22 protein-coding genes are annotated in these 24881 nt (G+C 66.2%); 6 read left to right on the top strand and 16 right to left on the bottom strand.

Annotated features, from left to right (window positions below):
• Nucleotides 1-89 precede the first annotated feature (89 nt).
• The 7 genes from PWP93_RS00990 to PWP93_RS00960 form a co-directional block, all read right to left on the bottom strand.
• Nucleotides 90-1124 (bottom strand): L-threonylcarbamoyladenylate synthase, encoded by a 1035-nt coding sequence (locus PWP93_RS00990; RefSeq protein WP_421043138.1) that lies wholly within the window; start codon nt 1122-1124, stop codon nt 90-92.
• A 13-nt stretch (nt 1125-1137) separates the two neighbouring features.
• The gene (locus tag PWP93_RS00985) at nt 1138-2355 is read right to left on the bottom strand and encodes a 5-(carboxyamino)imidazole ribonucleotide synthase (RefSeq protein WP_421024679.1); all 1218 of its coding nucleotides are present in this window, start codon (nt 2353-2355) and stop codon (nt 1138-1140) included.
• Nucleotides 2356-2507: 152 nt separating this feature from the next.
• Nucleotides 2508-3026 carry a 5-(carboxyamino)imidazole ribonucleotide mutase gene (gene purE, locus PWP93_RS00980; RefSeq protein ID WP_238462633.1) on the bottom strand — a complete coding sequence of 173 codons (519 nt, stop codon included), beginning with the start codon at nt 3024-3026 and terminating at the stop codon, nt 2508-2510.
• A gap of 28 nt (nt 3027-3054) precedes the next feature.
• Nucleotides 3055-3945: a phosphoribosylaminoimidazolesuccinocarboxamide synthase gene (locus PWP93_RS00975; protein WP_421024680.1), complete on the bottom strand. Its 891-nt coding sequence runs from the start codon at nt 3943-3945 to the stop codon at nt 3055-3057.
• A gap of 227 nt (nt 3946-4172) precedes the next feature.
• The gene (gene fba / locus PWP93_RS00970) at nt 4173-5237 is read right to left on the bottom strand and encodes a class II fructose-bisphosphate aldolase (protein WP_035532433.1); all 1065 of its coding nucleotides are present in this window, start codon (nt 5235-5237) and stop codon (nt 4173-4175) included.
• Between the two features lie 387 nt (nt 5238-5624).
• Nucleotides 5625-7061, bottom strand: coding sequence for a pyruvate kinase (pyk, locus tag PWP93_RS00965; RefSeq protein ID WP_421044972.1), 1437 nt, complete (start codon nt 7059-7061; stop codon nt 5625-5627).
• A 423-nt stretch (nt 7062-7484) separates the two neighbouring features.
• Nucleotides 7485-8684 (bottom strand): phosphoglycerate kinase, encoded by a 1200-nt coding sequence (locus PWP93_RS00960; RefSeq protein WP_421024683.1) that lies wholly within the window; start codon nt 8682-8684, stop codon nt 7485-7487.
• A 511-nt stretch (nt 8685-9195) separates the two neighbouring features.
• Here PWP93_RS00960 and PWP93_RS00955 point away from each other — a divergent pair.
• From PWP93_RS00955 to PWP93_RS00935, 5 genes are all read left to right on the top strand, one after another.
• Complete coding sequence (locus PWP93_RS00955; protein WP_213299692.1) at nt 9196-9390, top strand: zinc-finger domain-containing protein; 195 nt, start codon at nt 9196-9198, stop codon at nt 9388-9390.
• A 336-nt stretch (nt 9391-9726) separates the two neighbouring features.
• Nucleotides 9727-10752 carry a lipopolysaccharide heptosyltransferase II gene (gene waaF, locus PWP93_RS00950; RefSeq protein ID WP_421043137.1) on the top strand — a complete coding sequence of 342 codons (1026 nt, stop codon included), beginning with the start codon at nt 9727-9729 and terminating at the stop codon, nt 10750-10752.
• Between the two features lie 331 nt (nt 10753-11083).
• Nucleotides 11084-11530, top strand: a complete 447-nt coding sequence (locus PWP93_RS00945; protein ID WP_421024685.1) for a nuclear transport factor 2 family protein — start codon at nt 11084-11086, stop codon at nt 11528-11530.
• Between the two features lie 69 nt (nt 11531-11599).
• Nucleotides 11600-12733, top strand: a complete 1134-nt coding sequence (locus PWP93_RS00940; RefSeq protein WP_421043136.1) for a hydrolase — start codon at nt 11600-11602, stop codon at nt 12731-12733.
• Nucleotides 12726-13367: a DUF2946 family protein gene (locus PWP93_RS00935; protein ID WP_421043135.1), complete on the top strand. Its 642-nt coding sequence runs from the start codon at nt 12726-12728 to the stop codon at nt 13365-13367. Before PWP93_RS00940 ends, PWP93_RS00935 begins: the two co-directional genes overlap by 8 nt.
• 15 nt (nt 13368-13382) lie before the next feature.
• Here PWP93_RS00935 and PWP93_RS00930 read toward each other — a convergent pair whose 3' ends face one another.
• Nucleotides 13383-15266 carry a M48 family metalloprotease gene (locus tag PWP93_RS00930; RefSeq protein WP_421043134.1) on the bottom strand — a complete coding sequence of 628 codons (1884 nt, stop codon included), beginning with the start codon at nt 15264-15266 and terminating at the stop codon, nt 13383-13385.
• Nucleotides 15267-15634: 368 nt separating this feature from the next.
• Between PWP93_RS00930 and moaC the strand changes: the two genes are divergently transcribed.
• Complete coding sequence (moaC, locus tag PWP93_RS00925) at nt 15635-16114, top strand: cyclic pyranopterin monophosphate synthase MoaC (RefSeq protein WP_213299674.1); 480 nt, start codon at nt 15635-15637, stop codon at nt 16112-16114.
• 108 nt (nt 16115-16222) lie between these two features.
• On the opposite strand, the gene PWP93_RS00920 is transcribed toward moaC, so the two are convergent.
• The 8 genes from PWP93_RS00920 to recA form a co-directional block, all read right to left on the bottom strand.
• Entirely contained in the window at nt 16223-18055 is a 1833-nt protein-coding gene (locus tag PWP93_RS00920; RefSeq protein WP_421043133.1) for a PglL family O-oligosaccharyltransferase, read from the bottom strand.
• Between the two features lie 244 nt (nt 18056-18299).
• On the bottom strand, nt 18300-18977 hold the full coding sequence (locus PWP93_RS00915) for a pilin (protein ID WP_421024690.1): 678 nt from the start codon (nt 18975-18977) through the stop codon (nt 18300-18302).
• Nucleotides 18978-19170: 193 nt separating this feature from the next.
• On the bottom strand, nt 19171-19881 hold the full coding sequence (locus tag PWP93_RS00910; RefSeq protein WP_421043132.1) for a TerC family protein: 711 nt from the start codon (nt 19879-19881) through the stop codon (nt 19171-19173).
• Between the two features lie 217 nt (nt 19882-20098).
• Nucleotides 20099-20980 carry a succinate--CoA ligase subunit alpha gene (gene sucD, locus PWP93_RS00905; RefSeq protein WP_035532387.1) on the bottom strand — a complete coding sequence of 294 codons (882 nt, stop codon included), beginning with the start codon at nt 20978-20980 and terminating at the stop codon, nt 20099-20101.
• Between the two features lie 94 nt (nt 20981-21074).
• Nucleotides 21075-22241, bottom strand: a complete 1167-nt coding sequence (gene sucC / locus PWP93_RS00900) for an ADP-forming succinate--CoA ligase subunit beta (RefSeq protein WP_421024692.1) — start codon at nt 22239-22241, stop codon at nt 21075-21077.
• A 50-nt stretch (nt 22242-22291) separates the two neighbouring features.
• Nucleotides 22292-22987, bottom strand: coding sequence for a DUF2889 domain-containing protein (locus PWP93_RS00895; RefSeq protein ID WP_421024693.1), 696 nt, complete (start codon nt 22985-22987; stop codon nt 22292-22294).
• Nucleotides 22988-23120: 133 nt separating this feature from the next.
• A complete protein-coding gene (gene recX / locus PWP93_RS00890) occupies nt 23121-23753 on the bottom strand; it encodes a recombination regulator RecX (protein WP_421025264.1) in 633 nt (210 codons plus the stop codon).
• A gap of 49 nt (nt 23754-23802) precedes the next feature.
• Nucleotides 23803-24879 (bottom strand): recombinase RecA, encoded by a 1077-nt coding sequence (gene recA, locus PWP93_RS00885; RefSeq protein WP_421024694.1) that lies wholly within the window; start codon nt 24877-24879, stop codon nt 23803-23805.
• Between the last annotated feature and the right edge of the window lie 2 nt (nt 24880-24881).

Raw genomic sequence — 24881 nt, 5'->3', positions numbered from 1 at the left:
GCGCCGGGCCTCCCGGCGTAAAAAAACACCCCACGGCCCGCCAGGGTCGTGGGGTGTTTTCATTTTTATCGAGCGCGGAGGATCGCGCGTTAGTCCTGCTGCGCTTCGAACGCCGCAGCCGCGCGGCCCAGGCGGTCGTTCACGGCGATCCACTCGATGGTCTCGGGAAGCTTCTCGATGAGGATGCGCGAGACGTTCGCGCGGTCGAGCGCGCGCAGCAGACCATAGAGCTCGCGCGCATAGGCCTGCGGCTCTTCCGGCGCGGCCACGAAATGCACGTTCGCGGCGCTCGCCCATGCACCGGCGCGCGAGCCGCGCGCCACCAGCGCAACCGTCTCGCCCGCGTCGCGCGCGGCCGCGAGCAGCGGCTCCAGCGCCTCGAACGGCAGCAGCGCGAGCGGCGTGCGCGGCGCGTAATGCGCCTTGAGCGTGCCCGACGCGCGCGGCGCCGTGGCGTCCGAGCCATCGGGCAGGCGCGGCGCCTCGCCCAGCACGCGCGCGATATCGTGCGGGCTCACGTGGCCCGGGCGCAGCAGCGCCGGGAAGCCACGCGAAAGGTCGAGAATCGTCGATTCGATGCCGACATCGCACGCCCCGCCATCGAGCACATGCACGGTCGCGCCGAATTCGTCGCGCACGTGCTGCGCCGTGGTCGGGCTCACATGGCCGAAGCGGTTCGCCGAGGGCGCCGCGACGCCGCCATGGCCGCCGCGCCGCTTCGAGAACGCGGCCAGCAGTTGCTGCGCGACCGGATGCGATGGGCAACGCAGGCCCACTGAGTCCTGGCCGCCGCTTACCGCGTCGGGAATGCGCGCGTGACGCTTGACGATCAGCGTGAGCGGGCCGGGCCAGAACGCGTCGACGAGCTTTTGCGCCGCCTCGGGCCATTCGGCGGCCCAGTATTGCGGATCGCCGCCCGGCGGCAGATGCACGATCACCGGATGATTTGCGGGCCGGCCCTTCGCGGCATAGATGCGCGCGACGGCCTCTGGGCTCGCCGCATCGCCGCCAAGGCCGTAGACCGTTTCGGTGGGAAACGCGACCAGCTCGCCCGCGTCGAGCAATGCGGCGGCGGCTTCGATCTCGGCCGCGGTTACGTTGCGGCCTGGCTGCTGATCAGACATGATGCGGCCCGGCTCAGCGCGTGACGATGTGCAACAGGCGCGCGCAATCGCGCGCGGCCGTGCGCGCTTCGTCGAGCGTCGGCGCGGTGAAATTCACGTGGCCCATCTTGCGGCCCGGACGCGCCTCTTCCTTGCCGTACAGATGCAGGCGCGCGGAGGGCATCGCCGCGACCTGGTCCCACGGCGGCGTGACGGGCGCAGCGCCTTTCTGGGCCTTGGTCTCCCCCGCGCCCACGGCAAACCACACGTCGCCGAGAATGTTGAGCATCACGGCCGGCGAGTGCTGGCGCGGATCGCCGAGCGGCATGCCAGTCATCGCGCGCACCTGCTGCTCGAACTGGCTCGTCGCGCACGCATCGGTCGTATAGTGGCCCGAGTTGTGCGGACGCGGCGCCATTTCGTTGGCGACGAGCGAGCCGTCTTCGAGCACGAAGAACTCCACGCACAGCACGCCCACGTAGCCGAGCTTCGCAGCGATCTGCAACGCCGACTGCTGCGCCTGCTGCACGAGCGCCGCGCTCGCGTCAGGCGCCGGCACGATGGTGTGCGACAGCACGCCGTCGCGGTGCACGTTCTGCGCGAGCGGATACACCACGCTCGCGCCGCTCACGCCGCGCGCGATCAGCGCGCTCACCTCGAGCTTCAGCGGCAGGCGCTTTTCCAGCACGCAGGGCACACCGCCGAGCGAGGCATGCGCCTCGCGCACTTCGTGGGCGTTGGTCACGCGAATCTGGCCTTTGCCGTCGTAGCCCATGCGCGCGGTCTTGAGGATGCCCGGCAGCACGGCGGCCAGCGCCTCGTCGCCGATAGCTGCCAGCGCCTCGCGCGACTCGATCACCACGTGCGGCGCGACCGGCACGCCCGCCGCCGCGATAAAGCGCTTCTCCGCGATGCGGTCCTGCGCGACGGCCACGCAGCGGCCGGCCGGGCTCACGAAGGTCGACTTGGCGAGCGCGTCGAGACTTGCGGCAGGCACATTCTCGAATTCGGTCGAAACGGCTGCGCACAGACGCGCAAGCTCGGTGAGCGCGGCGGGGTCGTCGTAGGGCGCGCAGATATGGCGATCGGCGACCGCACCGGCGGGGCTCGTCGCATCGGGATCGAGCACGGCGACGCGATAGCCCATGGCCTGGGCGGCAAAGCAGAACATGCGGCCGAGCTGGCCGCCACCCACCATGCCCAGCCATGCGCCGGGCAGGATCGGTGAAACCGGAGAGTTGTCAGGAGTCATCTTCGTGGTCGGTCGCGGCTGGCCGCGGCGCGTGGGGAACGTCGCGCGTGGCCAAACCGGGGTTTAACGTCGAAGCACACACAGACGGGAACGCGCTGCCCCGCCAGTTTGCCCCTCGACGATGTCACTTCATGCGCTTTCGCGCGACGCAATCAAAGCGCCGGCAACACCATCGCGTGCGCCGCTTCGTTCTGGCGCACGCGGAAGGCCGCGAGCTTGTTCGCGTATTCGGGATCGGTCACGCTCAGCATCGATACGGCGAACAGCGCCGCATTGGCCGCGCCCGCCTCGCCGATGGCGAAGGTCGCGACCGGCACGCCCTTGGGCATCTGCACGATCGAGTGAAGCGAGTCCACGCCCTTCAGGTACTTGCTGACCGCCGGCACGCCGAGCACCGGCACCGTGGTCTTGGCCGCCAGCATGCCCGGCAGGTGCGCCGCGCCGCCCGCACCCGCGATGATCGCGCGCAGGCCGCGCTCGCGTGCCCGTTCCGCGTACTCGAACATTTCGTCGGGCATGCGGTGCGCCGAGACCACCTTGGCCTCGTACGCGACGCCGAATTCCTGCAGGATCGCGACCGCGTGCTTCATCGTGTCCCAGTCGGAGCTGGAGCCCATCAACACGCCGACGAGCGGCGCCGCGTGCTGGTGAGCAGTCTGAACTTCACTCATTGTGCTTCCTTCTTCCCTCTTCGCTGCTTTATGCGAGCTTCTGGCCCGTGAGGCGCTCGAGCGCCTCCTGATACTTAGCCGACGTCTTCGCCAGCACGTCGTCGGGCAGCTTCGGCGCCGGCGGCTCTTTCTTCCACGGCTGGGTTTCGAGCCAGTCGCGCACGAACTGCTTGTCGAACGACGGCGGGTTCGAGCCCACCTGGTACTGGTCGGCGGGCCAGAAACGCGACGAATCGGCGGTGAGCGCTTCGTCCATCAGATAAAGCTTGCCGTTGTTGTCCAGACCGAACTCGAACTTGGTGTCGGCGATGATGATGCCGCGCGTGGCCGCGTAGTCGGCGGCTTCCTTGTACAGCTTGATCGAAATCTCTTTGATGGTGCGCGAAAGCTCCGTGCCGATGCGGCGCTCCATCTCTTCGTAGGTGATGTTCTCGTCGTGGTGGCCCATTTCGGCCTTGGCTGCCGGCGTGAAGATCGGCTCGGGCAGCTTCTGCGCGTTCTGCAGGCCCGGCGGCAGCGCCACGCCGCATACGGCGCCGGTTGCCTGATAGTCCTTCCAGCCGCTGCCGGCCAGATAGCCGCGCACCACGGCTTCCACGAGGATCGGCTCGAGGCGCTTGACCACCACGGCGCGGCCCTTGACCTGATCGACTTCGTCGGCGGCCACGACCGTCTCGGGCGCGATGCCCGTGAGGTGGTTCGGCACGACGTGCTTGAGCTTCTCGAACCAGAAATCAGCCATCTGGTTGAGCACCTCGCCCTTGCGCGGAATCGGCTCGCCCATGATGACGTCGAACGCCGACAGCCGGTCGGTCGTGACGATCAGCAGCTTGTCGTCGCCCACGGCGTAGTTGTCGCGGACCTTGCCGCGGCCGAGGAGCGGCAGCGAGCGGAGCGTGGATTCGTAGAGGGTAGACATCGTCGTGATTCGCTAAAAGAACAATCGAAAACGGGCAGATCCGGGCAATATCGCAGCCACGGATCGCGGAATCAGTCCCCGGCGGGGAGCCGGAATCTGAAAGTATTGCGAGGGTAAACCAAAACTAATCAGAAATCCCGAAAAAGCCCATCGCCGTTCCCCCAAAACAGGCGGAAACGGCGATGTTTTTACGACTCCGGGATAGCCGCGTTAGCGCGGCCATCCGTTTAGCGGACGATCTGCGCGAGTTCGCCCGACTTGTACTTCTCGGCGATCTTGTCGAGCGAGACCGGCTTGATCTTGCCAGCCTGGCCTTCGCAGCCGAACGCGAGGAAGCGGTCCACGCAGACCTTCTTCGCAGCTTCGCGAGCCGGCTTCAGGTAGTCGCGCGGGTCGAACTTCGACGGGTTCTCGAACATGTAGCGACGGATCGCGCCCGTGATCGCCAGACGCAGGTCGGTGTCGATGTTGATCTTGCGCACGCCGTGACGGATGCCTTCCTGGATCTCTTCGACCGGCACGCCGTAGGTTTCCTTCATGTCGCCGCCGAATTCGCGGATTTCCGCGAGCAGCTCCTGCGGCACCGACGACGAGCCGTGCATCACGAGGTGCGTGTTCGGAATGCGCGCGTGGATTTCCTTGATGCGCTGGATCGACAGGATGTCGCCCGTGGGCTTCTTGGAGAACTTGTACGCGCCGTGCGAGGTGCCGATGGCGATCGCGAGCGCGTCGCACTGCGTGAGCTTCACGAAGTCGGCGGCCTGCTCCGGATCGGTCAGGAGCTGCTCGCGCGTCATGGTGCCTTCGGCGCCGTGACCGTCTTCCTTGTCGCCCTTCATCGTCTCGAGCGAGCCGAGCACGCCCAGTTCCGCTTCCACGGTGACGCCGATCGAGTGCGCCATTTCGACGACCTTGCGCGAAACATCGACGTTGTACTCGTACGAAGCGACCGTCTTGCCGTCGGCCTCGAGCGAGCCGTCCATCATCACGCTCGAGAAACCGCTGCGGATGGCTGCCATGCAGACCGCCGGCGACTGGCCGTGGTCCTGGTGCATCACCACCGGAATATGCGGATACGACTCGATCGCCGCTTCGATCAGGTGACGCAGAAACGGCTCGCCCGCGTATTTGCGCGCGCCTGCCGAAGCCTGCATGATCACCGGCGAACCGACCTGGTTAGCGGCTTCCATGATGGCCTGGACTTGTTCCAGGTTGTTCACGTTGAACGCCGGCAGGCCATAGCCGTTTTCCGCGGCGTGGTCGAGCAGTTGACGCATTGAAACGAGAGGCATTGTTGCTACTCCTTTGATTTGAAACGAATTGCTTCATGCCGCCGGCCGTCTAGCGCGGCCGGTCGAGGATGGCCTGACGGCCACCGCCCGCGCGCCGGGCAGCGGGCTCAATGGCGTGATTTTATCGCGAAGCCGCCCCATTCCCGCCGCCCAAAAAACGAACTGGCATGAAATTAGCGTATCAGGACGTCAAATCGGCGAGAAGATGCAAAAAGGGTTGACAGCCCGCGCCTGCCTCGCTTGCGCACGGGCCGCTACAGCCGGGGACAGCAGCCCGACCAGCACCTGACTGGCACCTTTTAGATACCAATTCGATACCAGCATCAGGCACTCATCTCCCCTACCTGCACGAGTCTCGAAAATAAAGCGAAAAAAATCGCCGCGGCTTTAGAGGACGTCGCCGACCCGCACGATCTTCAGCGTGTTGGTGCCGCCCGGCTGGCCCATCGGCTCGCCCACGGTCAGCACGACCATGTCGCCGCGCGCCGCGTAGCCCTTGCTCACCACCACTTCGATGGCCTGCTGGAGCGCCGTGTCGCGGTCGTTGCTGGTGTCCAGATGCAGCGGCGTGACATTGCGGTAGAGCGACATCGCCCGCTCGCTGCCGGTGCGCGGTGTGAGCGCGAAGATGGGCACATGGGTCCAGTGGCGCGACATCCAGAGCGCGGTCGAGCCCGAGTCCGTCAGCGCGACGATGGCCTTCGCGCCCAGGTGATAGGCCGTAAACAGCGCGCCCATGGCGATCGACTGGTCGATGCGCGTGAAGGTGCGGTCGAGGAAGTCCTTGTCGAGCTCGCTGTGCTCCGACTTCTCGGCTTCCACGCAGATCGCGGCCATGGCCTCGATGGTCTCCACCGGGTACTTGCCCGCCGCCGATTCGGCCGAGAGCATCACGGCGTCGGTGCCGTCGAGCACGGCGTTGGCGACGTCCGAGACTTCGGCGCGGGTGGGCACCGGCGCGTGGATCATCGACTCCATCATCTGCGTGGCGGTGATCACGAGCTTGTTCGACTCGCGCGCCATGCGGATCATGCGCTTTTGCAGCGCCGGCACCGCCGCGTTGCCCACTTCCACGGCCAGATCGCCGCGCGCGACCATGATGCCGTCCGACGAATCGAGGATTTCCTGCAGCGCCGGGATGGCTTCGGCGCGCTCGATCTTCGCGATCATCTTCGGCTTGATGCCGTAGGGCGCGCCCGCGATGTTCGCAAGCTGGCGCGCCATTTCCATGTCGGTGGCGTTCTTCGGGAACGACACGGCCACGAAGTCCGCGCCGAGCGACATCGCCGTGCGGATGTCCTCCATGTCCTTCGCGGTGAGCGCCGGCGCCGTGAGGCCGCCGCCCTGGCGATTGATGCCCTTGTTGTTCGACAGGTCGCCGCCCACGCGCACCGTCGTGTGGATCTCGCTGCCGATCACGCGCACCACGTCGAGCACGATCAGGCCGTCGTTGAGCAGCAGCACGTCGGCGGGCTTCAGGTCGCGCGGCAGATCCTTGTAGTCGAGGCCGACGCGCTCGTCGTTGCCGAGCTCGCAGTCGGCGTCGAGGATGAAGGGCTGGCCGGGCTGGAGCGTCGTCTTGCCGTTCTCGAACTTGCCCACGCGAATCTTCGGGCCTTGCAGGTCGGCCATGATCGCGACTTCGCGGCCGCACTGACGGGCGCATTCCCGCACCATCTCGGCGCGTTGGCGATGATCGTCGGCGGTGCCGTGCGAGAAGTTCAGACGCACCACGTCCAATCCCGCGCGGATCATTTTCTGCAGGACGTCCGGCGTGCTGGAAGCCGGACCGATGGTGGCAACAATCTTGGTGGCGCGATGCATGAGTCTCCTCGTCTGGATGGGATCGCTGGAAAAACCGATGTTGCGAGATGTGCTGGCCGGCTCCCACGCCGATGAGGCGGGGCCGGAACGCGCACCGGTCAGACCCGGCGTCGCTTTCTTGGAGGGCTCGGCGCCAGTCGGCTGGACTGGCGCGGCGTTGCTTGTGCCGACGTTGCCGGCGTTATGGATGTTCGTGCCCGCGAGCGGCGCATGCTCGCGCTTTGGCGCGGCGGCGGGCGTCGCGCTCGCCCGCGCTGCGCCTGCGAGGGGCGCTGCGCGCCCCTGCTCTTTTGCCGCTTTTGCCACCCCGGCTGCGCCGCGCGGCCTGGCCGCGCCGGCGCGAGGAGACTTGCCAGCGGCGGCCTGTGCCGCCGCTCTTGCCACCGCCTTTGCCACTTTGGCGGCCGGGGCGCGCGGCGCCACTTAGCCTGCCGCCCGGGTTTCGAGCACTTCGACTGCCGGCAGCTTCTTGCCCTCGAGGAATTCGAGGAATGCGCCGCCGCCGGTCGAGATATAGCTGACCTTGTCGGCGATGTTGTACTTCGCGATGGCCGCGAGCGTGTCGCCACCGCCGGCGATCGAGAACGCACCCGAATTCGCGATGGCGCTCGCGAGCGTCTTGGTGCCGTTGCCAAACTGGTCGAACTCGAACACGCCGACCGGGCCATTCCACACCACCGTGCCGGCTTGCGCGAGCTGCGCGGCGAGCGCGTTGGCCGTGACCGGGCCGATGTCGAGAATCATGTCGTCGTCGGCCACGTCGGCCACGTTCTTCGTCTCGGCCTTGGCCGTCGGCGCGAATTCCTTGGCGGTCACGACGTCGGTCGGGATCGGCACCGAAGCACCGCGCGCGCGCGCTGCTTCGATGATGGCCTTGGCTTCGTCGACGAGATCGGCTTCGGCGAGCGACTTGCCGATCTTCAGGCCGGCCGCGAGCATGAACGTGTTGGCGATGCCGCCGCCGACGATCAGCTGGTCGACCTTCTCGGCCAGCGACTTGAGGATGGTGAGCTTGGTCGAGACCTTCGAGCCCGCGACGATCGCCACGAGCGGGCGCTTGGGCGCGCCGAGCGCTTTGCCGAGCGCGTCGAGCTCGGCCGCCAGCAGCGGGCCTGCGCAGGCGATGCCCGCATACTTCGCGATGCCGTAGGTGGTGGCTTCGGCGCGATGCGCGGTGCCGAAAGCGTCGTTGACATAGACGTCACAGAGCTTCGCCATTTTCTGTGCGAGCTCGTCGGAATTCTTCTTCTCGCCCTTGTTGACGCGGCAGTTTTCGAGCAGGACCACGTTGCCCGGCGCGACGTTCACGCCGTTCTCGACCCAGTTCGCGACCAGCGGCACGTCGCGGCCAAGCAGTTCGGCAAGGCGCTTCGCGACCGGCGCGAGCGAGTCTTCTGGCTTGAATTCGCCTTCGGTCGGGCGGCCCAGGTGCGAGGTGACCATGACGGCCGCGCCGGCGTCGAGCGCCGCCTTGATGGCCGGCACGGACGCGCGCACGCGGGTGTCTTCGGTGATGTTGCCCTGGTCGTCCTGCGGCACGTTCAGGTCGGCGCGGATAAACACCCGCTTGCCCTTGAGCTTGCCTTCGGAGATGAGGTCGGAAAGACGCAGAACCTTGTTCATGGAGATTTCATCTTGATGGTGGGAAGGCGGTGGCAAGCCGATGCGGGCGCCGAATGCAACGCGTGCCCGGGTGCCATGGCTACCGTGGGTGCCATGGGTGCCCGACACGTGCAATCGGGGACAAAGACGCAAAGGGCGCGGCGCGGGATCCGCGCGGCTGCCCTCTGCCGGCTCTGTGACAGGCCGCTGCGCCGCTGCGGGTCGCTGCTCGGCGCCGGGCGCGAGGCCAGCATCGATTTGCGAGATCGGTATTTTAGCCGATAGCCAGGTTGATCTGAGCGTGCATCAGAGAATGTCGCGTATTTGCATGGGCGCTGCGCAGACCTTGCGAGACCTTACAGCGCCAACGCGCGCGCCCGTGAGCGCGCTTGCGGCGCACAAATGACGCTAAAATGGCACTCTTTGCCCCGCGCGCGCCCGAAGGGTTCGCGCCTGGGGCGTGCGGCGCCGAATGTGGCAAGACAGCCGGCTGCGCCCGATCGATACACCGGATACAAAGAGAATCATCCTCATGAGCGAACTCAAGGAAATGCCCCTGGTCGAGTTGAAGGCCAAGGACCTGCCCGCGTATTGCCCGAATCCGTCGATGCCGCGCTGGAGCAATCATCCGCGTGTCTTTCTCGACGTGACCCACGGCGAAGCGAAGTGCCCGTATTGCAGCACGCGCTACAAGCTGCGCGACGGCGAGGTCGTGCACGGCCACTGACGGCTGCTGTTGGCAGGAAGCGGCACGGTTCGCAAGGTTCGCACACACGGCGGTAACGTGAGGACAGGCGGCCCGGGCCGCCGCATTCCGGGCGCTCAGCGCAACAGAAGACGCCGCGCCAGCGTGGGCACCCGATGATGCCCGCGCCGGCACGCGGCATGTTCCTCGCGCCTGCCGCCACTGGCGCATCATCCGCCACGCAGGCCCCTCGAACGGCCCGCAACCCGCCGGCGCGCTTGCCGCGCCGATTCCCTAACCGCGTTTCGCGCACGCTCCGGCCCAAGGTTGCCGGGCCGCGTACGAAATCCCCGCCCTTTTTCCGGACCCTGACTCCCGATGCGCCGCGCGCTGGTAATTGCACCGAATTGGATCGGTGACGCACTGATGGCGCAGCCGCTTCTTTCGCGGCTCGTAAAACTGCATCCGCGCATCGACATCGATGCGATTGCGCCCACCTGGGTTGCGCCCGTGCTCGAGCGCATGCCCGAGATACGCGACGTCTACGCCACCGACCTCGCCCACGGCAAGCTGCAGCTGCTGCGCCGCTGGCAACTGGCCGGCGACCTGCGCGCCGAGCGCTACGACGCGGTCTACGTGCTGCCGAATTCGCTCAAGTCCGCGCTGATCCCGTGGCTCGCGAACATTCCGCTGCGCATCGGCTACACCGGCGAGAGCCGCTACGGCTTCCTGAACGTGCGCCACGCAAATCCCCCCAAGGACGAGCGCCCGCCGATGGTCAAGCACTACGCCGCGCTCGCCTACGCGCCCGGCGCCACCGCACCCGACGACCTGCCGCTGCCGCGTCTCGAAGCGGATCCGAACGAAGCCTCGCGCGTCTCGGCGCGCTTCAATCTCGACACGCGCGTGCCGCTGCTGGTGTTCTGCCCCGGTGCCGAATACGGCCCCGCCAAGCGCTGGCCGCCCGAGCATTTCGCGGCGCTCGCGCGCATGGTCGGGCAGTCGTTCCCGTACATGCAGATCATCGCGCTCGGCTCGCCCAAGGACGCTCCGCTCGCCCAGGCGATCGCCGACAAAGCCCCGAACGTGCGCAACCTGTGCGGCCAGACCGCGCTGGGCGAAGCCTGCGCGCTCATCTCGCGCGCGAGCGCCGTGGTCACCAACGATTCGGGTCTCATGCACGTCGCCGCCGCGCTGCGCCGGCCGCTCGTGGCGATCTACGGATCGACGGATCCGCGCCACACGCCGCCCTTGTCCGACCTCGCAAAGGTACAATGGCTGCATCTCGAATGCAGCCCCTGCTTTGCGCGCGAGTGTCCGCTCGGGCATCTAAACTGCCTGCGCGAACTGAGCCCGGAACAGGTCTTCGACGATTTGCGCGGTATGCTGGTCGCCCAGCGCTAGCAGCACCGAACCCGGGCGGCGAGCGCGCCGCGCACGCCCCCGCGCGGTTTCCCTTCGGCCTGCCCGCGGGCTGCCGGCGCCCGGCAAACCTCGCGCCCCTCACGGGCTTCGGGCCGTGGATGTGCGGCACGCCACTGACACCATGCATCGAGCGCGCGCCCAATTCAGGTAACGCGCTACGAAGCGGGGCGTCACAGGCCTGTCTCGCGACGGTCTCATGATGCGGCGGCGTGCGCCTGGCTGCCAGGCGCCACCAACCGCCGCCTCGGAACCGAAGCAAACGCCGAAGCCAACGCCAACCCGCGCAAGAAGCGCATCAGATCAACGAGCCATGCCACGTTTTGCCCACATCTTCGAAGCCGCCGCGGACACCCTCAACGCGTACTATCAGGCCGTCGCGGAGGTCAACATCGACACGTTGATGGGCCTGTGGATCGACGAGGAGTTCGTGAGTTGCATCAGCGCCCAGGGTTCGCATCTGCACGGCCTGTCCGACATTCGCGCCGGTCTCGCCGCGGAGCTCGAAGCCGCGCCGGTGTCGATCGAGCCGCTCGACATCCGCGTCTACGACAGCCTGGGCACGGTGGTCTACGCCATCGTGGAGGCGCATCGCCCTGTGGATCCGAACGCGATTCCGGCAATGGTCTTCACGACTTATGTGATGGTGCATGAGCGCGGCGAGTGGCGCATCGCGCACATTCACGCGAGCCGCATGCCCGACGACGCCGCGAGCCAGTTCTCAGCAAAGCTGCGCCACGGCCAGGGCGCGCTGCATTGACAAAGGCGTGCGCGGCGCCAGCAGGACAGCGGTAAAAGCAGGGCCAGGCGCGGGAGAAAGGGGACGGCCATGAGCACGACAAGCGAAAAAGCGGCGTTAAGCCGGACTAGCAACGAAGCGGCAAGACACCCTGCCGCCGCGTCTGTCCTGAACGGTGCGCGCGGCCACGCGCAGGGGGACGCGAACCACCCCGCCGCCTATCAGACGCACTGCCAGTCACCCTGCCAGACGCCCTACCAGGCCCCCTTCTGGCTGCCGGGCGCGCACCTCCAGACCATCATCCCCGCGCTGTTTTCGCGCCTGCCCCTGCCCGCCTATCGGCGCGAACGCTGGGACACGCCCGATGGCGACTTCATCGAGCTCGATTGGGCCGACGCGCCGCCGCAGCATTCGTCACAAGCGCCGCTGTTCGTGCTCTTTCACGGTCTTGAAGGCAGCTCCGGCTCGCACTATGCCCGCGCGTTCGCGGCGGCAGCGCACGCGCACGGCTGGCACGCGGTCATCCCGCACTTTCGCAGTTGCAGCGGGCCGATGAACCTGCTGCCACGCTTCTACCATCTCGCCGACGCAGCCGAAGTCGACTGGGTCCTGCGCCGCCTCGCCGCGCGCCACGCGGGCCCGCTCGTGGTGGCGGGCGTTTCGCTCGGCGGCAACGTGCTGCTGCACTGGCTCGCGCAGCAACGCGAAGACGCAAGGATCGTGAGCGCCGCCGCCGCGATTTCGGCGCCGCTCGACGTGCACGCGGGCGGCAAGATGCTCGCGAACGGCTTCGGCATGGTCTACACGCGCAGCTTCCTGAAGACGCTCAAGGTGAAAGCGCTGCAAAAGCTCGAACAGTATCCAGGCTTGTTCGACGCGCAAGCGGTGCTGGCGACGCGCAACATGTACGAATTCGACGATGTCGTGACCGCGCCGCTGCATGGCTTCAAGAGCGCGCACGACTACTACACCCGCGCGACGGTGCGCCCGAAGCTCGGCGAGATCGCCGTGCCCACGCTCGTCCTCAACGCGCGCAACGACCCGTTCCTGCCCGGCGATGCGCTGCCTGCGCACCACGAAGTGAGTTCTGCGGTCGAGCTCGAGCAGCCCGAAGACGGAGGCCACGTCGGCTTCATGACGGGGCCGTTTCCTGGCCGCAACGACTGGCTCGCGCAACGCGTGACCCGCTACCTCTCGCCCCACCTCGCCAAAACCCATGGATGACATCGTCAAACAGGCGCTCGCGCGCTGGCCCAACGTTCCGCATTGCACCGGCTGGCTGCTGCTCGACGCGCGCGGCCACTGGCGCCTGCGCGACGAAGCCGACCAGGCCCAGGGCGCACCAGGCACGCTAATCCGGCACGAGGCGCTCATCGGCTTCATCAACCGCAATTACGGACGCGACGCCAAGGGCCAATGGTTCTTTCAGAACGGGCCGCAACGCGTCTATGTCGAGCTCGAATACACGCCGTTGGTCGTGCGCCTCGCCAGCGCGAACGGCGGCGTACTGACGCTCGCCGATCAGGCGGGCCAGCCTTTCGAGCCGACTGCCGTGTACGTCGACGAGCATGGCAGCGTGCTGTTCGAAGCTGCGCCGGAATCGACGATGGAAGCGGCCACGGAAAGCGCCGACATCGCCGCAGCCACGCATGCGCGCGTGGCCCTGCTGCACGATCACGACCTCGACTGCTTCACGGAGCATGCGACGCTAGCCGAGGACGGCGAGAGCGGCACGTTTCACTGGCGCGCCGAGACCGCGCTGCCCTTGCAGCCCATCGCGCGCGCGGACGTGCCCGCGCGTTTCGCGTTCATACGGAGTCCGGAGCAAGCTGAAAAGGCGGAAAAAGCCGCTGGCTGAGCCGGATAGGCGCGTTCACCCCTGGTCCTGTTCGTCCGCGCGCTCTTCCTTGTAGCGCGCCTCGAAGTCATGCAGGCGCGCATCGATCGTCGACAAATCGTAGAACCCCACCGACTTCATGTCGCGCGCCTCCTTTAGCTGCCGGATCGCCGACGGCCACGCGCCATCGAGCGCGAACTTTTCCGCGAGCGCCCGCCGTTGCGCAAGCAGGTCGCCCAGCCCCGCGCTCGACTGAGCGAGATACAGCCACCACGCCCCCTCGCGCGGCTCGGACTCGGTCTCGCTGCGCGCGAGCGTCTGCGCCTCCTTGAAGCGGCGCGCGTCGATCAGCGCCTGCAGCAGGCCGTCGGTGGCCGCATGCGACGCGGGCCACGCCGCATGCGCGGCCTGCGCGAGCCGCACAGCTTCGTCGAAGCGGCCCGCGCGACGCGCGATCTCGGCAGCCAGCACGTCGAGGCTCGGCGAGCTGCGGATTTTGCCGCCACTGCTCTTACCCGCGTTGCTGCCCCCGCTTTCACCATCCGCGGCTTCGAAGCTGGCAAACGATGCGCGCGCATTCGCAAGCGACGCCGCGGCGTCGTCGTAGCGTTCGACGCGCATCTGCGCACAGGCAATGCCGTACCAGTTCGCCGCGACGTTGAGCGCGACGCGATCGTCGATCTCGACACGCAGACGCGCAATCTCGTCGAGGTAATCGCCGCGCGAACGGTCCTGAAGCACGCGCACACGCGCACGCACGAAACCGTATTCGGGCGACTGACGCGGCTGCCGGTACGGCGAGCGGCGAGCGCGATCCTCCATGTCGGCGATGCGCGAGATCGTGAGCGGGTGCGTGCGCGCGTAGGCCGGCACGCCGGCGTCGCCCAGCGACGTGCGCTCGAGCCGCTCGAAGAACGCCACCATGCCCCAGGCATCGTAGCCTGCGCCGGCCAGCAGCTTGAAGCCGACGCGGTCCGCCTCATGCTCGGCGGCGCGCGAGAAGCGCAGCTGGCTGTCGACGGCGTAAGCCTGGCTGCCCATGGCGATCGCGCTGCCGAGGTCGCCGCTCCTCGCCAGCACGCCCGCGAGAATGCCGAACACAATACCCGCGAGCGCGGCATAACCCGTACGCTCGCTCTGGGAAAGCATGCGCGCGATGTGCCGCTGGAGCACGTGGCCCATCTCGTGGCCGAGCACGGAAGCCAGCTCCGACTCGGTCTGCGTGGCCATGATCAGTCCCGTATTCACGCCGATGAAGCCGCCCGGCAGCGAGAACGCGTTGATCTGTCCATCGCGCACGGCGAACAGATCGAAGTCCGGCCGATACCCACCGATGAACTGCGCCGCCGCCGAAGCCGAGAGGCGCTCCGCCACCGAGTTGAGATAGTCGCGCACGAGCCAGTCGCCGATGTAGTCGGGATCGCGCCGGATTTCACGCATCACGCGCTCGCCGATGCGGCGCTCCGCCTGCGGAGTGAGTTCGCCGCCCGAGCCGTCGCCGAGGTCGGGCAGTTGCGGAACCCAGGCCGGCGCGCGCGCACTGGCGTTGCCGCGTGCGCCCGGCATCCCGGAGGAGTCGGCGAGTTGTTCTGAACCGGACGTGCCGAAACGGCTCTGCGCGCCGCCATAAGTGCCGAATACCCCCTGCGCGATCGAGGCCGGAATGGCGAAGCTGGCTTCATCGTCGGGCGGGCCGCTTACGAGCGCGGGTGCATCGGCGGCGAGCGCGCCAACGACGGATGGCTTGCTCGCGCGAGGCCCGGCCGCACCCGTGGCGGGCGCGCTCGCCGCATGGAGATCGAGCACGGCCGCGTGCGCAGCCGATGCCCCCGCCCCACCGCCCGGCGCCTGTGCGTGCGCTTGCGGCGTAACGGCAAGCGACATGCACAACCACGCAGCAAGCAGCCGTTTCAGATGCATTGATGACAGGATCGAAGAATGCAGAGCGCTGGCCCAGTGGCAGGAATCCATCATCTGGCGCCTGCGCCGACTGGCCCCGACCGACCGATTGTAGCCCCGTGCGGCAAGCCTGGAACGCTGCACTCCCCAATGGAAGTGCAGCCGCAACGATGCGCGAGAGCCATCGCCAGGTCTCCATGTTCCGTGCTTGACCGGATGCTCCGACGGGCGGGGCCGTATTCGAATCTTTCGCTTAATATATCGGCGCGAACGATTCACTCCGAGCTTACAATCCCGGAACCTTGGCGCAGCACCTGCGTCGATAGCAAATACACGGCGCGTCGAGCGAAATCCTGCTAATCCGCGCCTTTATCATGAAAGAACCCACCATGCCCGAACTCACCCATTTCGACGCCGCAGGCGACGCGCACATGGTCGACGTCGGCGGCAAGGCCGAGACCCGGCGCATCGCCGTGGCGAGCGGCACGATTCGCATGCTGCCGGCCACATTCGCGCTGGTGCGCGACGGCAACGCGAAGAAAGGCGATGTGATTGGCGTCGCGCGCATCGCCGCGATCCAGGGCGCCAAGCGCACCTCGGATCTGATTCCGCTGTGCCATCCGCTCGCGATCACGCGCGTGAAGGTCGATTTCGCGCTCGATGAGGCGCTGCCAGGCGTGCACTGCACCGCGCAAGTGGAGACGCTGGGCCGCACGGGTGTGGAAATGGAAGCGCTGACCGCGGTTCAGGTGGGCCTGTTGACGGTCTACGACATGTGCAAGGCGGTGGACCGCGGCATGACGATCACCGATGTGCGCGTGCTGGAGAAGCACGGCGGGAAGTCGGGGGATTGGGTGGCGGCGGGTTAAGGCGCCGCCAGGGCGGAGTTAAGGCAATGTCCAAACGCTGAGCGCGTTCGTTGGCGCGCCCAGCGGCGAGCCGGAGCCCAGCCGCCGCGCCCGATAGTCAATCATCCCTCAATCATCCGAATCGTCGTCCGATTCGTTCGACTCTTGCTGGACTTTCGTCGCCGGCATGCCGTACTTTTTCACCAGCGCGGCCTTGAAGCCTGCGAGCGCCGGCTCGGCGTCGCAGAGGCTGTATAGCGAGGCCATTTGCGTGGGCCAGTCATGCAGTTCCTGCGCAAAGATTTTCAGGCGCTCGACCGTGTCGAACGCGCCGTCCTGATTCCCATCGAGCGCCTGCAGTGCCGCATAGCGGCGCAGCACGGTCTCGCCCGGCAGCAGCGCAATCGCGCGCTCGTGCGCGGCGAGCTTGCTCGCGAGATCCCGGGCGTCGATCGACATGAGCGTCGCCATGCCGTAATTGCCCCAGGCGCGGAACAGGAACGACGGCTGCGCCGCATACTCCTCGGCGGGATGGGAACCGTAGTACAGCACCTCCGCTCGGTTGTAGTCGTGCAGCACCGGCCACAGCGAAACGATGCCGCCGAACACGAGCACCGCATAAACGGCGCGCGTGAGGCTCGGCGGAACGAAGCGCAGCGGCTTCGTCTCGAGCAGGCCGAACACGAACATCGCGGGCAGCAGGAAGAACATGTACTGCTGCGGATACTCGACGAGCGCATGCATGACCAGCGCGCCAATCAGCGCAAAACCGAAAATGCGCTCTGCCGTATGCGGCGCGCGCAGCGCGCGCACGAACCAGGCGACGAGCCCGATCACGACGATCGCGCAGCCCAGCACACCCGTCTTGGCGAGCAAGTCGATGAAGATGTCGTGCGAGTTGTTGGCGATCTCGACGCCGCCCAGCGTGCGCGCGAGTTCGAACTGATGGATCGGGAAGTCTCCCCAACCCACGCCCAGCAGCGGATGCGTCTTGAACATCGTCCAGCCGTAGCGCCACAGTGCGATGCGCGGCGCGATCTGGCCGGCATCCTTGAAGCGATCGGCCGCCGACTGGTCGAGCAACAACTCGTAGTGGACGTTGGCCCAGCGCACGAGCCCGTTCACGGCGAAGAAAATCACAAAAAGCACGATGGGCACGACCCAGGCACGCGCGCTGCCGACACGCGCGAACGCACCGGTGGTGCTGCCCGCCTCGTCTCCGGCACGCACGCCGCGCGTCGCGGACAGCGCCATCCAGAGTCCCGCAACGACAATTACGGCCATCTGCAGCCACGGGCCGCGCGACACGGTAAGCGCGAGACCGCCCGAGTAGATGACCGAAAGCACGACCCACAACAGGACGTTCAGACGACGCGTCTGCACGAGGTACAGCGCCGCTGCCGTCGCGAACGCGATGTAGGTCGCGAGGTGATTGGCTTGCGCCATGTTGCCGAACGGCCGCCGGTCGAAGCGCACGTTGTAGGCGACCACGAGCGGCGTGACCTTCGCCTCGAGATGCAGCAGTTGAATGACCTGGCAGAACACCGCGAACAGGCCGCCGATCATGAGCGCCCAGGCGCCCCACACCATCGCCGTGCGCGTGAGGTTCACGCGCGTGATGCCATAGCCCGCGTGGACGGCCATGAAGGCGGCCAGCAGATAGCCCGCGCCCAGCCAGTTCATCGACGGTTGCTCGACGGGCAGCGCGAGGGTCTGCACGATGAGCAGCACACCGAAGGCGAGCGGCACGAGCGCGACCGCGGGCGAAGCGAAGTCGCGCGCCGGCCGCGCGGAGCGCACCAGCAGCCAGACCCCGGCGCCGACCATCAGATACAGCGCGAGCGCGGTGAATTCGGAATAGAACGTCGGGATGGGATACGTGTGGACGACGACCGCATACGGCAGGATCAATGCAACGGCCAGCAGGACGAACGTAAGGTAACGCGCAAAAGGAGAAGGCATGGGAATGGGGGGCGTCGGCAACCGGCGCACTATACAAAACTTTTCCCTCCCTGTGCGGAAGGCAGACGAATGAAATCCGCCCGCACCTGCCATGCCTTCGATCCGTACGCCGCGCATCAGGCCCCGGCTCCAGATGGGTGCAGCATGGCGGCGCATGCGCCAGACATCGCGCGCCGGACGCTCTCACGACGGCCGGCGCGCGAATTGCCGCCTCTCACGCGTGCTTCACAAGACCCTCACGCTCTCAAGCCCGGCACTCCGGCGGCGCGAGGTTGGCGGGCAGCGTAGCCGCCTCGACAGGCACCGGACCCAAGCCAGGTGCGCCGAGCGACGAGGCCGACTTGCCGCCCGCGAAGCATTCCCACGTGAGCGTGCCGCCCTGCACGCTGCCTTGCGTGAGCGCCACGCGCGCGGTGGGCGAGTCCGCGTTGTCGGGCACCGACGGCACGAGCACGATCGTGTTGCTGCCATCGGGCGCAATGCGCTTGGTGAACACCACGGTGATCTGCCCGGTCGTGTCGTCCACCTTCACGGAGTCTACGTTGCGCGTGGCCGGCGGCACCGTGTAGCCTGCGCCGAACGCATTGCCGCTTGCCGCGTTCTCCGCCACTGCAAGCCGCGCTGCGGAAGCCAGCGAGAGGCCCTCGCCCACCCGGCTGCGCGCAAGATAGTCCTGATACGCAGGAATGGCATACGCGGCGATCACACCAACGATGGCGAGCACGATCATCAGTTCGATGAGCGTGAAACCGGGCGCTGACCAGCGCTTCGCGAGACGCACGAACGCGCGACAGGACCGCACGAGCGAAGCCGCGGCATGCGTGGCATGGCTCGCAAACGGTGGGGCCGCGGCCGACGCGGCACAGGGCCCGGCGAAGCGAGACGCGCTCGGGCTGGAAAGGGATGGGGATACGGTCATCATCAGGGCTCCTGAAACGAGAAACGCCTGCTCACGAAACAGTGAACAGGCGCTTCGATCGTATCGGCGCCCCCGTTGGCGCAGCAGTCGGCCGGATGGCTTAGGCCTGACGCTGTCGGAGCATCGGCTTGTGTGCGAGGCGCAGCGTCCACGCGACGGCCCGCTCAGAACGACCAGAAGAACGCCAGCGCCGCACTCAATGCGAGCCCTGCGCGCGCCGCTCGTTGCGGCGCTTGAGCAGATGCCCGACCACCACCACCAGAATCGCGCACCCCGCACTCATGCCATATTCGGCCGCGGGCGTATCGAGCAGCGGCCAGCGGTCGCCGGCCGGATCGTTGATGATCAGCCCGCCCGCGATCCAGCCGAGCAGCGCAGCGCCCAGCGTCACCACCACAGGATAGCGGTCGAGCAGCCTGAGCACGAGCTGGCTGCCCCACACGATCAGCGGAATGCTCACCATCAGGCCAAAGATCACGAGCGCGATGCGGTGGCGCGGGTCGGCGGCTTCGGCCGCGCCCGCGATAGCCACGACGTTGTCGAGGCTCATCACCGCATCGGCGACGATGATGGTCTTGATCGCGCCGATCAGCTTGTCGGAGGGCTTCACGTCGGCGTGCTCGAGATGCGAAGGCGCAAGCAGCCGCACCCCGATCCACAGCAGCAGCAGGCCGCCCGTGAACTTCAGGTACGGCACGTTGAGCAGCACGACCGCAAAAGCGATCAGCACGACACGCAGCACGATCGCGCCGACCGTGCCCCAAACGATGCCGCGCAGGCGCTGTTGTGCGGGCAAGTCGCGGCAGGCGAGCGCGATCACCACGGCGTTGTCGCCACCGAGCAGGATGTCGATGACGATGATCTGAAAAACAGCGCCCCAGTGGAGCGACGTGAAAAACTCAAGCATGAAAGCGACAAGAGAATCGTGAATGCAGCAACAAGGCGCGGCCGCCGTAAAAAAAGTAGCCGCACAAGTAAAAAAGCGAGGCAGCCATGACTGACTCCCTCGCTTCTGTCCGGAAACCTCTTGAAAGGGTTCCGCAAGCATATCAAAAAACGCTGGCCACCCGCGCATCACATCGTGCGCGGGCGCGCAGCCAGTTTTGAAATTTATCGCGCCGAAATTACAGAATCGACTTCAGCAGACGACCCATTTCCGACGGGTTGCGCGTCACCTTGATGCCGCAGCCGTCCATGATTTCCAGCTTCGCGTCGGCCGTGTCCGCACCGCCCGAGATCAGCGCGCCGGCGTGGCCCATGCGCTTGCCCGGAGGCGCCGTGACGCCTGCGATGAAGCCGACCACCGGCTTCTTCATGTTGTCCTTGATCCAGTAAGCGGCGTTGGCTTCGTCCGGACCGCCGATCTCGCCGATCATGATCACGGCGTCCGTATCCGGGTCGTCGTTGAACATCTTCATGACGTCGATGTGCTTCAGACCGTTGATCGGATCGCCGCCGATACCCACTGCCGACGACTGGCCGAGGCCGAGCGCCGTCAGTTGGCCCACCGCTTCATACGTGAGCGTGCCCGAACGCGACACGACGCCGATGCGGCCCTTCTTGTGGATGTGACCCGGCATGATGCCGATCTTCAGCTCGTCCGGCGTGATCGTGCCGGGGCAGTTCGGGCCGAGGAGCAGCGTCTTGCGGCCTTCGCGGCGCATACGATCCTTGACTTCGATCATGTCGCGGACAGGGATGCCTTCCGTGATGCAGATCGCGAGATCGAGGTCGGCCTCGACGGCTTCCCAGATCGCGGCGGCGGCGCCTGCGGGCGGCACGTAGATGACCGAAACGGTCGCGCCAGTGGCTTCCTTGGCTTCACGCACGTTCGCGTAAATAGGAATGCCTTCGAAGTCCTCGCCGGCCTTCTTCGGGTTCACGCCCGCGACGAACGCTTCGCGGCCGTTGGCATATTCACGGCAGGCGCGCGTGTGGAACTGACCGGTCTTGCCGGTGATGCCCTGCGTGATGACCTTGGTGTCTTTGTTGATCAGAATCGACATGTATTGACCTCTGTTCGTTTGGCGTCGCGCGTCGCGTCAGCCGGGCGGACCCGAGCCTTCGCGCCGGCACGATGCCATTCGTATCCGCTGAAAATTACTTGCCTTCGGTAGCCGCGACGACCTTCTGCGCAGCCTCTTCCATGCTGTCCGCCGAGATGATCGGCAGGCCCGATTCGGCCAGCATCTTCTTGCCGAGGTCCTCGTTCGTGCCCTTCATGCGCACGACGAGCGGCACATTCAGATTCACGGCCTTCGAACCGGCGATCACGCCTTCCGCGATCACGTCGCAGCGCATGATGCCGCCGAAGATGTTCACGAGGATCGCCTTCAGGCCCGGGTTCTTGAGCATGAGCTTGAACGCTTCGGTGACCTTCTCGGTCGTGGCGCCGCCGCCAACGTCGAGGAAGTTCGCCGGCTCGCCGCCGAACAGCTTGATCGTGTCCATCGTGGCCATCGCAAGGCCTGCGCCGTTCACGAGACAGCCGATGTTGCCGTCGAGCGAGATGTACGCGAGGTCGAACTTCGAGGCTTCGATTTCAGCCGGATCTTCTTCGTCCAGGTCGCGGTAAGCAACGATTTCCGGGTGGCGGAACAGCGCGTTCGAGTCGAAGTTGAACTTCGCGTCGAGTGCGATGACCTTGCCGTCGCCCGTGACGTTGAGCGGGTTGATTTCGGCCAGCGACGCGTCGGTCTCCCAGAATGCCTTGTACAGGCCTTGCAGGATCGCGCGCGCTTGCGGAATCGAGGCAGCCGGCACGCCGATCTTCGCGGCGAGGTCGTCGGCCTGAGCGTCGAGCAGACCCGTCGACGGCTCGACGATGACCTTGTGAATCAGTTCCGGATGCTTTTCGGCAACTTCTTCGATGTCCATGCCGCCTTCGCTCGAACCCATCAGAACGATCTTTTGCGACACGCGGTCAACGACGAGGCTGACATACAGTTCCTGCTTGATGTCGGCGCCTTCTTCGATCAGCAGACGGTTGACGCGCTGGCCTTCCGGACCGGTCTGGTGCGTGACGAGCTGCATGCCGAGAATCTGGCTCGCGTATTCGCGAACCTGTTCCAGCGACTTCGCCACCTTCACGCCACCGCCCTTGCCGCGGCCACCTGCGTGAATCTGCGCCTTGACGACCCACACCGGACCGCCCAGCTCTTCAGCGGCCTTGACCGCGTCGTCCACCGAAAACACCGGCTTGCCGCGCGGTACCGCGACTCCGAATTTCCGCAGGATTTCCTTACCCTGGTACTCGTGAATCTTCATGCGTGATTCCTTCAGTCTGAGAGTTGGAGTGAACTTCGTTTCCGCTGTTGTTATTCATGCGCGAGAACGCCGGCCCTGCCCTCTTGGCTCAGGCCTGTTGGGTTGTCGCGCACGCTGGAGGCTTGTGCGCCGCGTTCTATTGATTGCGGCACATGACCATACCAGCGCGGATAAAACTGCCTCACCGCCTCACCGTCGAACCGCAGCGCATGGCAGCGGCCGAGCTGGAAAGGCGGCGTTTCGCCGGCGGCTTCGCCGTCGGCGGTCTTGCTCGGTTCCTGCCCGGACGCTTCGCCGGGCGTTCCGCGCGAGATTTCCCACACCTCTCCTGCAAACGCCTGGACCGCGACTGTCGGCAACACGCCCAGCATTTCCGTGAGGTGCGTGCAGCCAACCGTGCCGGCGAGCAACCGGCCGGCTTCGCGGCGAAAGTTCTTGAGGAGATTGAGCCCGATAAGGGCCCGATAGGCGGGATGAGCGTTCTGGCACTGACCGTCGTACGGCACCCAGTCGGACGACGCTTCGGCGTCGACGACGTTGAGCTTGCGATCGATCGTGATGCGGAGCCAGAGTTCATGGATTGGCGAACCGTTGGGCCGCACACCGGCGGCGAGCGGCACGTCGCGTGGCTTATGATCGGTCAGGCACGCGTCGATGTCCCACAGGCCGTCTTCGCGCTCATAGGCGACCGCCCGGATAGCGCGCTGATGACGCAACTGGCGAGGCGCTGGCGAAGAAAGCGGCATGCTAGTAGAGGTAAGACCGGACAGGAAAACCTCTCAATTTTAGCATACCGAGTATTTGAGACAGCGGCGAACCCACAGCGCCCGGCAGTGCCAGGCCGCAGCTGTTTTTTGAGTCGACCGGATCAATTTTTGGTCAGTCGCCCTCGAAGCTGTCTTCGATGCCCTTCAAAATCTTGCCGATTATCGACATCGAAAAGCCTCGCGCGGCCAGAAAACGCGCCTGACGCGCGCGCTCGGCGGGCGTCTCGGGTAACTGGCCGTACTTCTTTTGCCAGACGGCACGGGCCCGGGCGAGTTCCGTTTCGCGCAGTTGAGCGTTGACTTCTTCAATGAGCGCGTCGCCCACGGCATGACGCTTGAGCTCGCTGACGATGCGCCCCGCTCCCACGCGCGCGGCGCGGCGGTACACGACACTTTCCGCAAAGCGTGCGTCGGATAGCCAGCCTTCGCGTTCGAGCGCGTCGAGCAGTGCTTCGAGCTCGTCGGCGTTTTCGGTGAAAGGCATGAGCTTGCGCGAAAGCTCTGCGCGGCTGTATTCGCGGCGCGAGAGATAGCCGAGCGCACGGCCCTTGAGGGAACGCTCGGGGCGCTGCCTGCCAGGCGCTTCGTTCGTGGGCGCGTTTCGCGAGGTGCGTGAGGTACGCGAGGTGGAGGTGCGCTCGAATTGGTCGGCTTGCGACGAGGCCCCGCCTTCGCCCAAAGACGAAGGCGGGGCCTCTGACGTTTCCGTCTCATGCGGCACCGAAGCGAACCCAACCTTGCGCATCACGATCGTGCTGACTCTCTGGTGCCCATTCGAGACTGATGATCCGAACTTATTCTTCGCCCGCGACTTCGACTTCGCCGGAGTCGTTGACGCCGTCCGGCATCGTGCTCACGCCAAGCGACTCGCGAATGCGGTTTTCGATCTCGCGAGCGATGTCCGCATTCTCGCGCAGGAATTCGCGCGCATTGTCCTTGCCTTGGCCGATGCGTTCGCCGTTATAGCTGTACCACGCGCCTGCCTTGTCCACGATCTTGGCCTGCACGCCGAGGTCGATGATTTCGCCCTGGCGCGAGATGCCTTCGCCGTAGAGGATGTCGAACACGGCTTCGCGGAACGGCGGCGACACCTTGTTCTTGACGACCTTCACACGCGTTTCGCTGCCGATCACTTCGTCGTTCTTCTTGATCGAACCGATACGGCGAATATCCAGACGCACCGACGAGTAGAACTTGAGCGCGTTGCCGCCCGTGGTGGTTTCCGGGTTGCCGAACATCACGCCGATCTTCATGCGGATCTGGTTAATGAAGATCACCATGCAGTTCGTCTTCTTGATCGTGCCGGTGAGCTTGCGCAGCGCCTGCGACATCAGGCGCGCCTGCAGCCCCGGCAGCGAGTCGCCCATTTCGCCTTCGATTTCGGCCTTCGGCACGAGCGCCGCAACCGAGTCGATCACGATCATGTCGATCGAGCCCGAGCGCACCAGCGCGTCGGTGATTTCGAGCGCCTGCTCGCCCGTGTCCGGCTGCGAGATGAGCAGCTCCGGCACGTTCACGCCGAGCTTGGACGCGTACTGCACGTCGAGCGCGTGTTCCGCGTCGATAAACGCCGCCGTGCCGCCGAGCTTCTGCAATTCGGCGATCACCTGGAGCGTGAGCGTGGTCTTGCCCGACGATTCCGGACCGTAGATCTCGACCACCCGGCCGCGCGGCAAGCCGCCCACGCCGAGCGCAATGTCGAGGCCGAGCGAACCGGTGGAGACCACCTGAATGTCTTCGACCGCCTCGCCGTCGCCGAGCCGCATGATCGACCCTTTGCCGAACTGCTTTTCGATCTGCGCGAGCGCGGCAGCCAGTGCCTTGCTCTTTTCAGCAGTCAGCCCAGCCGAGCCTTTCTTGCTATCTTCCATGA

Source organism: Paraburkholderia sp. A1RI-2L, assembly GCF_048957375.1.
Taxonomy (GTDB): Bacteria; Pseudomonadota; Gammaproteobacteria; order Burkholderiales; family Burkholderiaceae; genus Paraburkholderia.
The sequence above is the reverse complement of the archived record's forward strand: the minus strand, read 5'-3'. Positions and strand labels throughout refer to the sequence as shown.

Bases quoted from the DNA above. Each gene is read 5' to 3' on its own strand.
- PWP93_RS00990 (WP_421043138.1), bottom strand. From the start codon at position 1,124: ATGTCTGATCAGCAGCCAGGCCGCAACGTAACCGCGGCCGAGATCGAA.
- PWP93_RS00985 (WP_421024679.1), bottom strand. From the start codon at position 2,355: ATGACTCCTGACAACTCTCCGGTTTCACCGATCCTGCCCGGCGCATGG.
- purE (WP_238462633.1), bottom strand. From the start codon at position 3,026: ATGAGTGAAGTTCAGACTGCTCACCAGCACGCGGCGCCGCTCGTCGGC.
- PWP93_RS00975 (WP_421024680.1), bottom strand. From the start codon at position 3,945: ATGTCTACCCTCTACGAATCCACGCTCCGCTCGCTGCCGCTCCTCGGC.
- fba (WP_035532433.1), bottom strand. From the start codon at position 5,237: ATGCCTCTCGTTTCAATGCGTCAACTGCTCGACCACGCCGCGGAAAAC.
- pyk (WP_421044972.1), bottom strand. From the start codon at position 7,061: ATGCATCGCGCCACCAAGATTGTTGCCACCATCGGTCCGGCTTCCAGC.
- PWP93_RS00960 (WP_421024683.1), bottom strand. From the start codon at position 8,684: ATGAACAAGGTTCTGCGTCTTTCCGACCTCATCTCCGAAGGCAAGCTC.
- PWP93_RS00955 (WP_213299692.1), top strand. From the start codon at position 9,196: ATGAGCGAACTCAAGGAAATGCCCCTGGTCGAGTTGAAGGCCAAGGAC.
- waaF (WP_421043137.1), top strand. From the start codon at position 9,727: ATGCGCCGCGCGCTGGTAATTGCACCGAATTGGATCGGTGACGCACTG.
- PWP93_RS00945 (WP_421024685.1), top strand. From the start codon at position 11,084: ATGCCACGTTTTGCCCACATCTTCGAAGCCGCCGCGGACACCCTCAAC.
- PWP93_RS00940 (WP_421043136.1), top strand. From the start codon at position 11,600: ATGAGCACGACAAGCGAAAAAGCGGCGTTAAGCCGGACTAGCAACGAA.
- PWP93_RS00935 (WP_421043135.1), top strand. From the start codon at position 12,726: ATGGATGACATCGTCAAACAGGCGCTCGCGCGCTGGCCCAACGTTCCG.
- PWP93_RS00930 (WP_421043134.1), bottom strand. From the start codon at position 15,266: ATGCATCTGAAACGGCTGCTTGCTGCGTGGTTGTGCATGTCGCTTGCC.
- moaC (WP_213299674.1), top strand. From the start codon at position 15,635: ATGCCCGAACTCACCCATTTCGACGCCGCAGGCGACGCGCACATGGTC.
- PWP93_RS00920 (WP_421043133.1), bottom strand. From the start codon at position 18,055: ATGCCTTCTCCTTTTGCGCGTTACCTTACGTTCGTCCTGCTGGCCGTT.
- PWP93_RS00915 (WP_421024690.1), bottom strand. From the start codon at position 18,977: ATGATGACCGTATCCCCATCCCTTTCCAGCCCGAGCGCGTCTCGCTTC.
- PWP93_RS00910 (WP_421043132.1), bottom strand. From the start codon at position 19,881: ATGCTTGAGTTTTTCACGTCGCTCCACTGGGGCGCTGTTTTTCAGATC.
- sucD (WP_035532387.1), bottom strand. From the start codon at position 20,980: ATGTCGATTCTGATCAACAAAGACACCAAGGTCATCACGCAGGGCATC.
- sucC (WP_421024692.1), bottom strand. From the start codon at position 22,241: ATGAAGATTCACGAGTACCAGGGTAAGGAAATCCTGCGGAAATTCGGA.
- PWP93_RS00895 (WP_421024693.1), bottom strand. From the start codon at position 22,987: ATGCCGCTTTCTTCGCCAGCGCCTCGCCAGTTGCGTCATCAGCGCGCT.
- recX (WP_421025264.1), bottom strand. From the start codon at position 23,753: ATGCGCAAGGTTGGGTTCGCTTCGGTGCCGCATGAGACGGAAACGTCA.
- recA (WP_421024694.1), bottom strand. From the start codon at position 24,879: ATGGAAGATAGCAAGAAAGGCTCGGCTGGGCTGACTGCTGAAAAGAGC.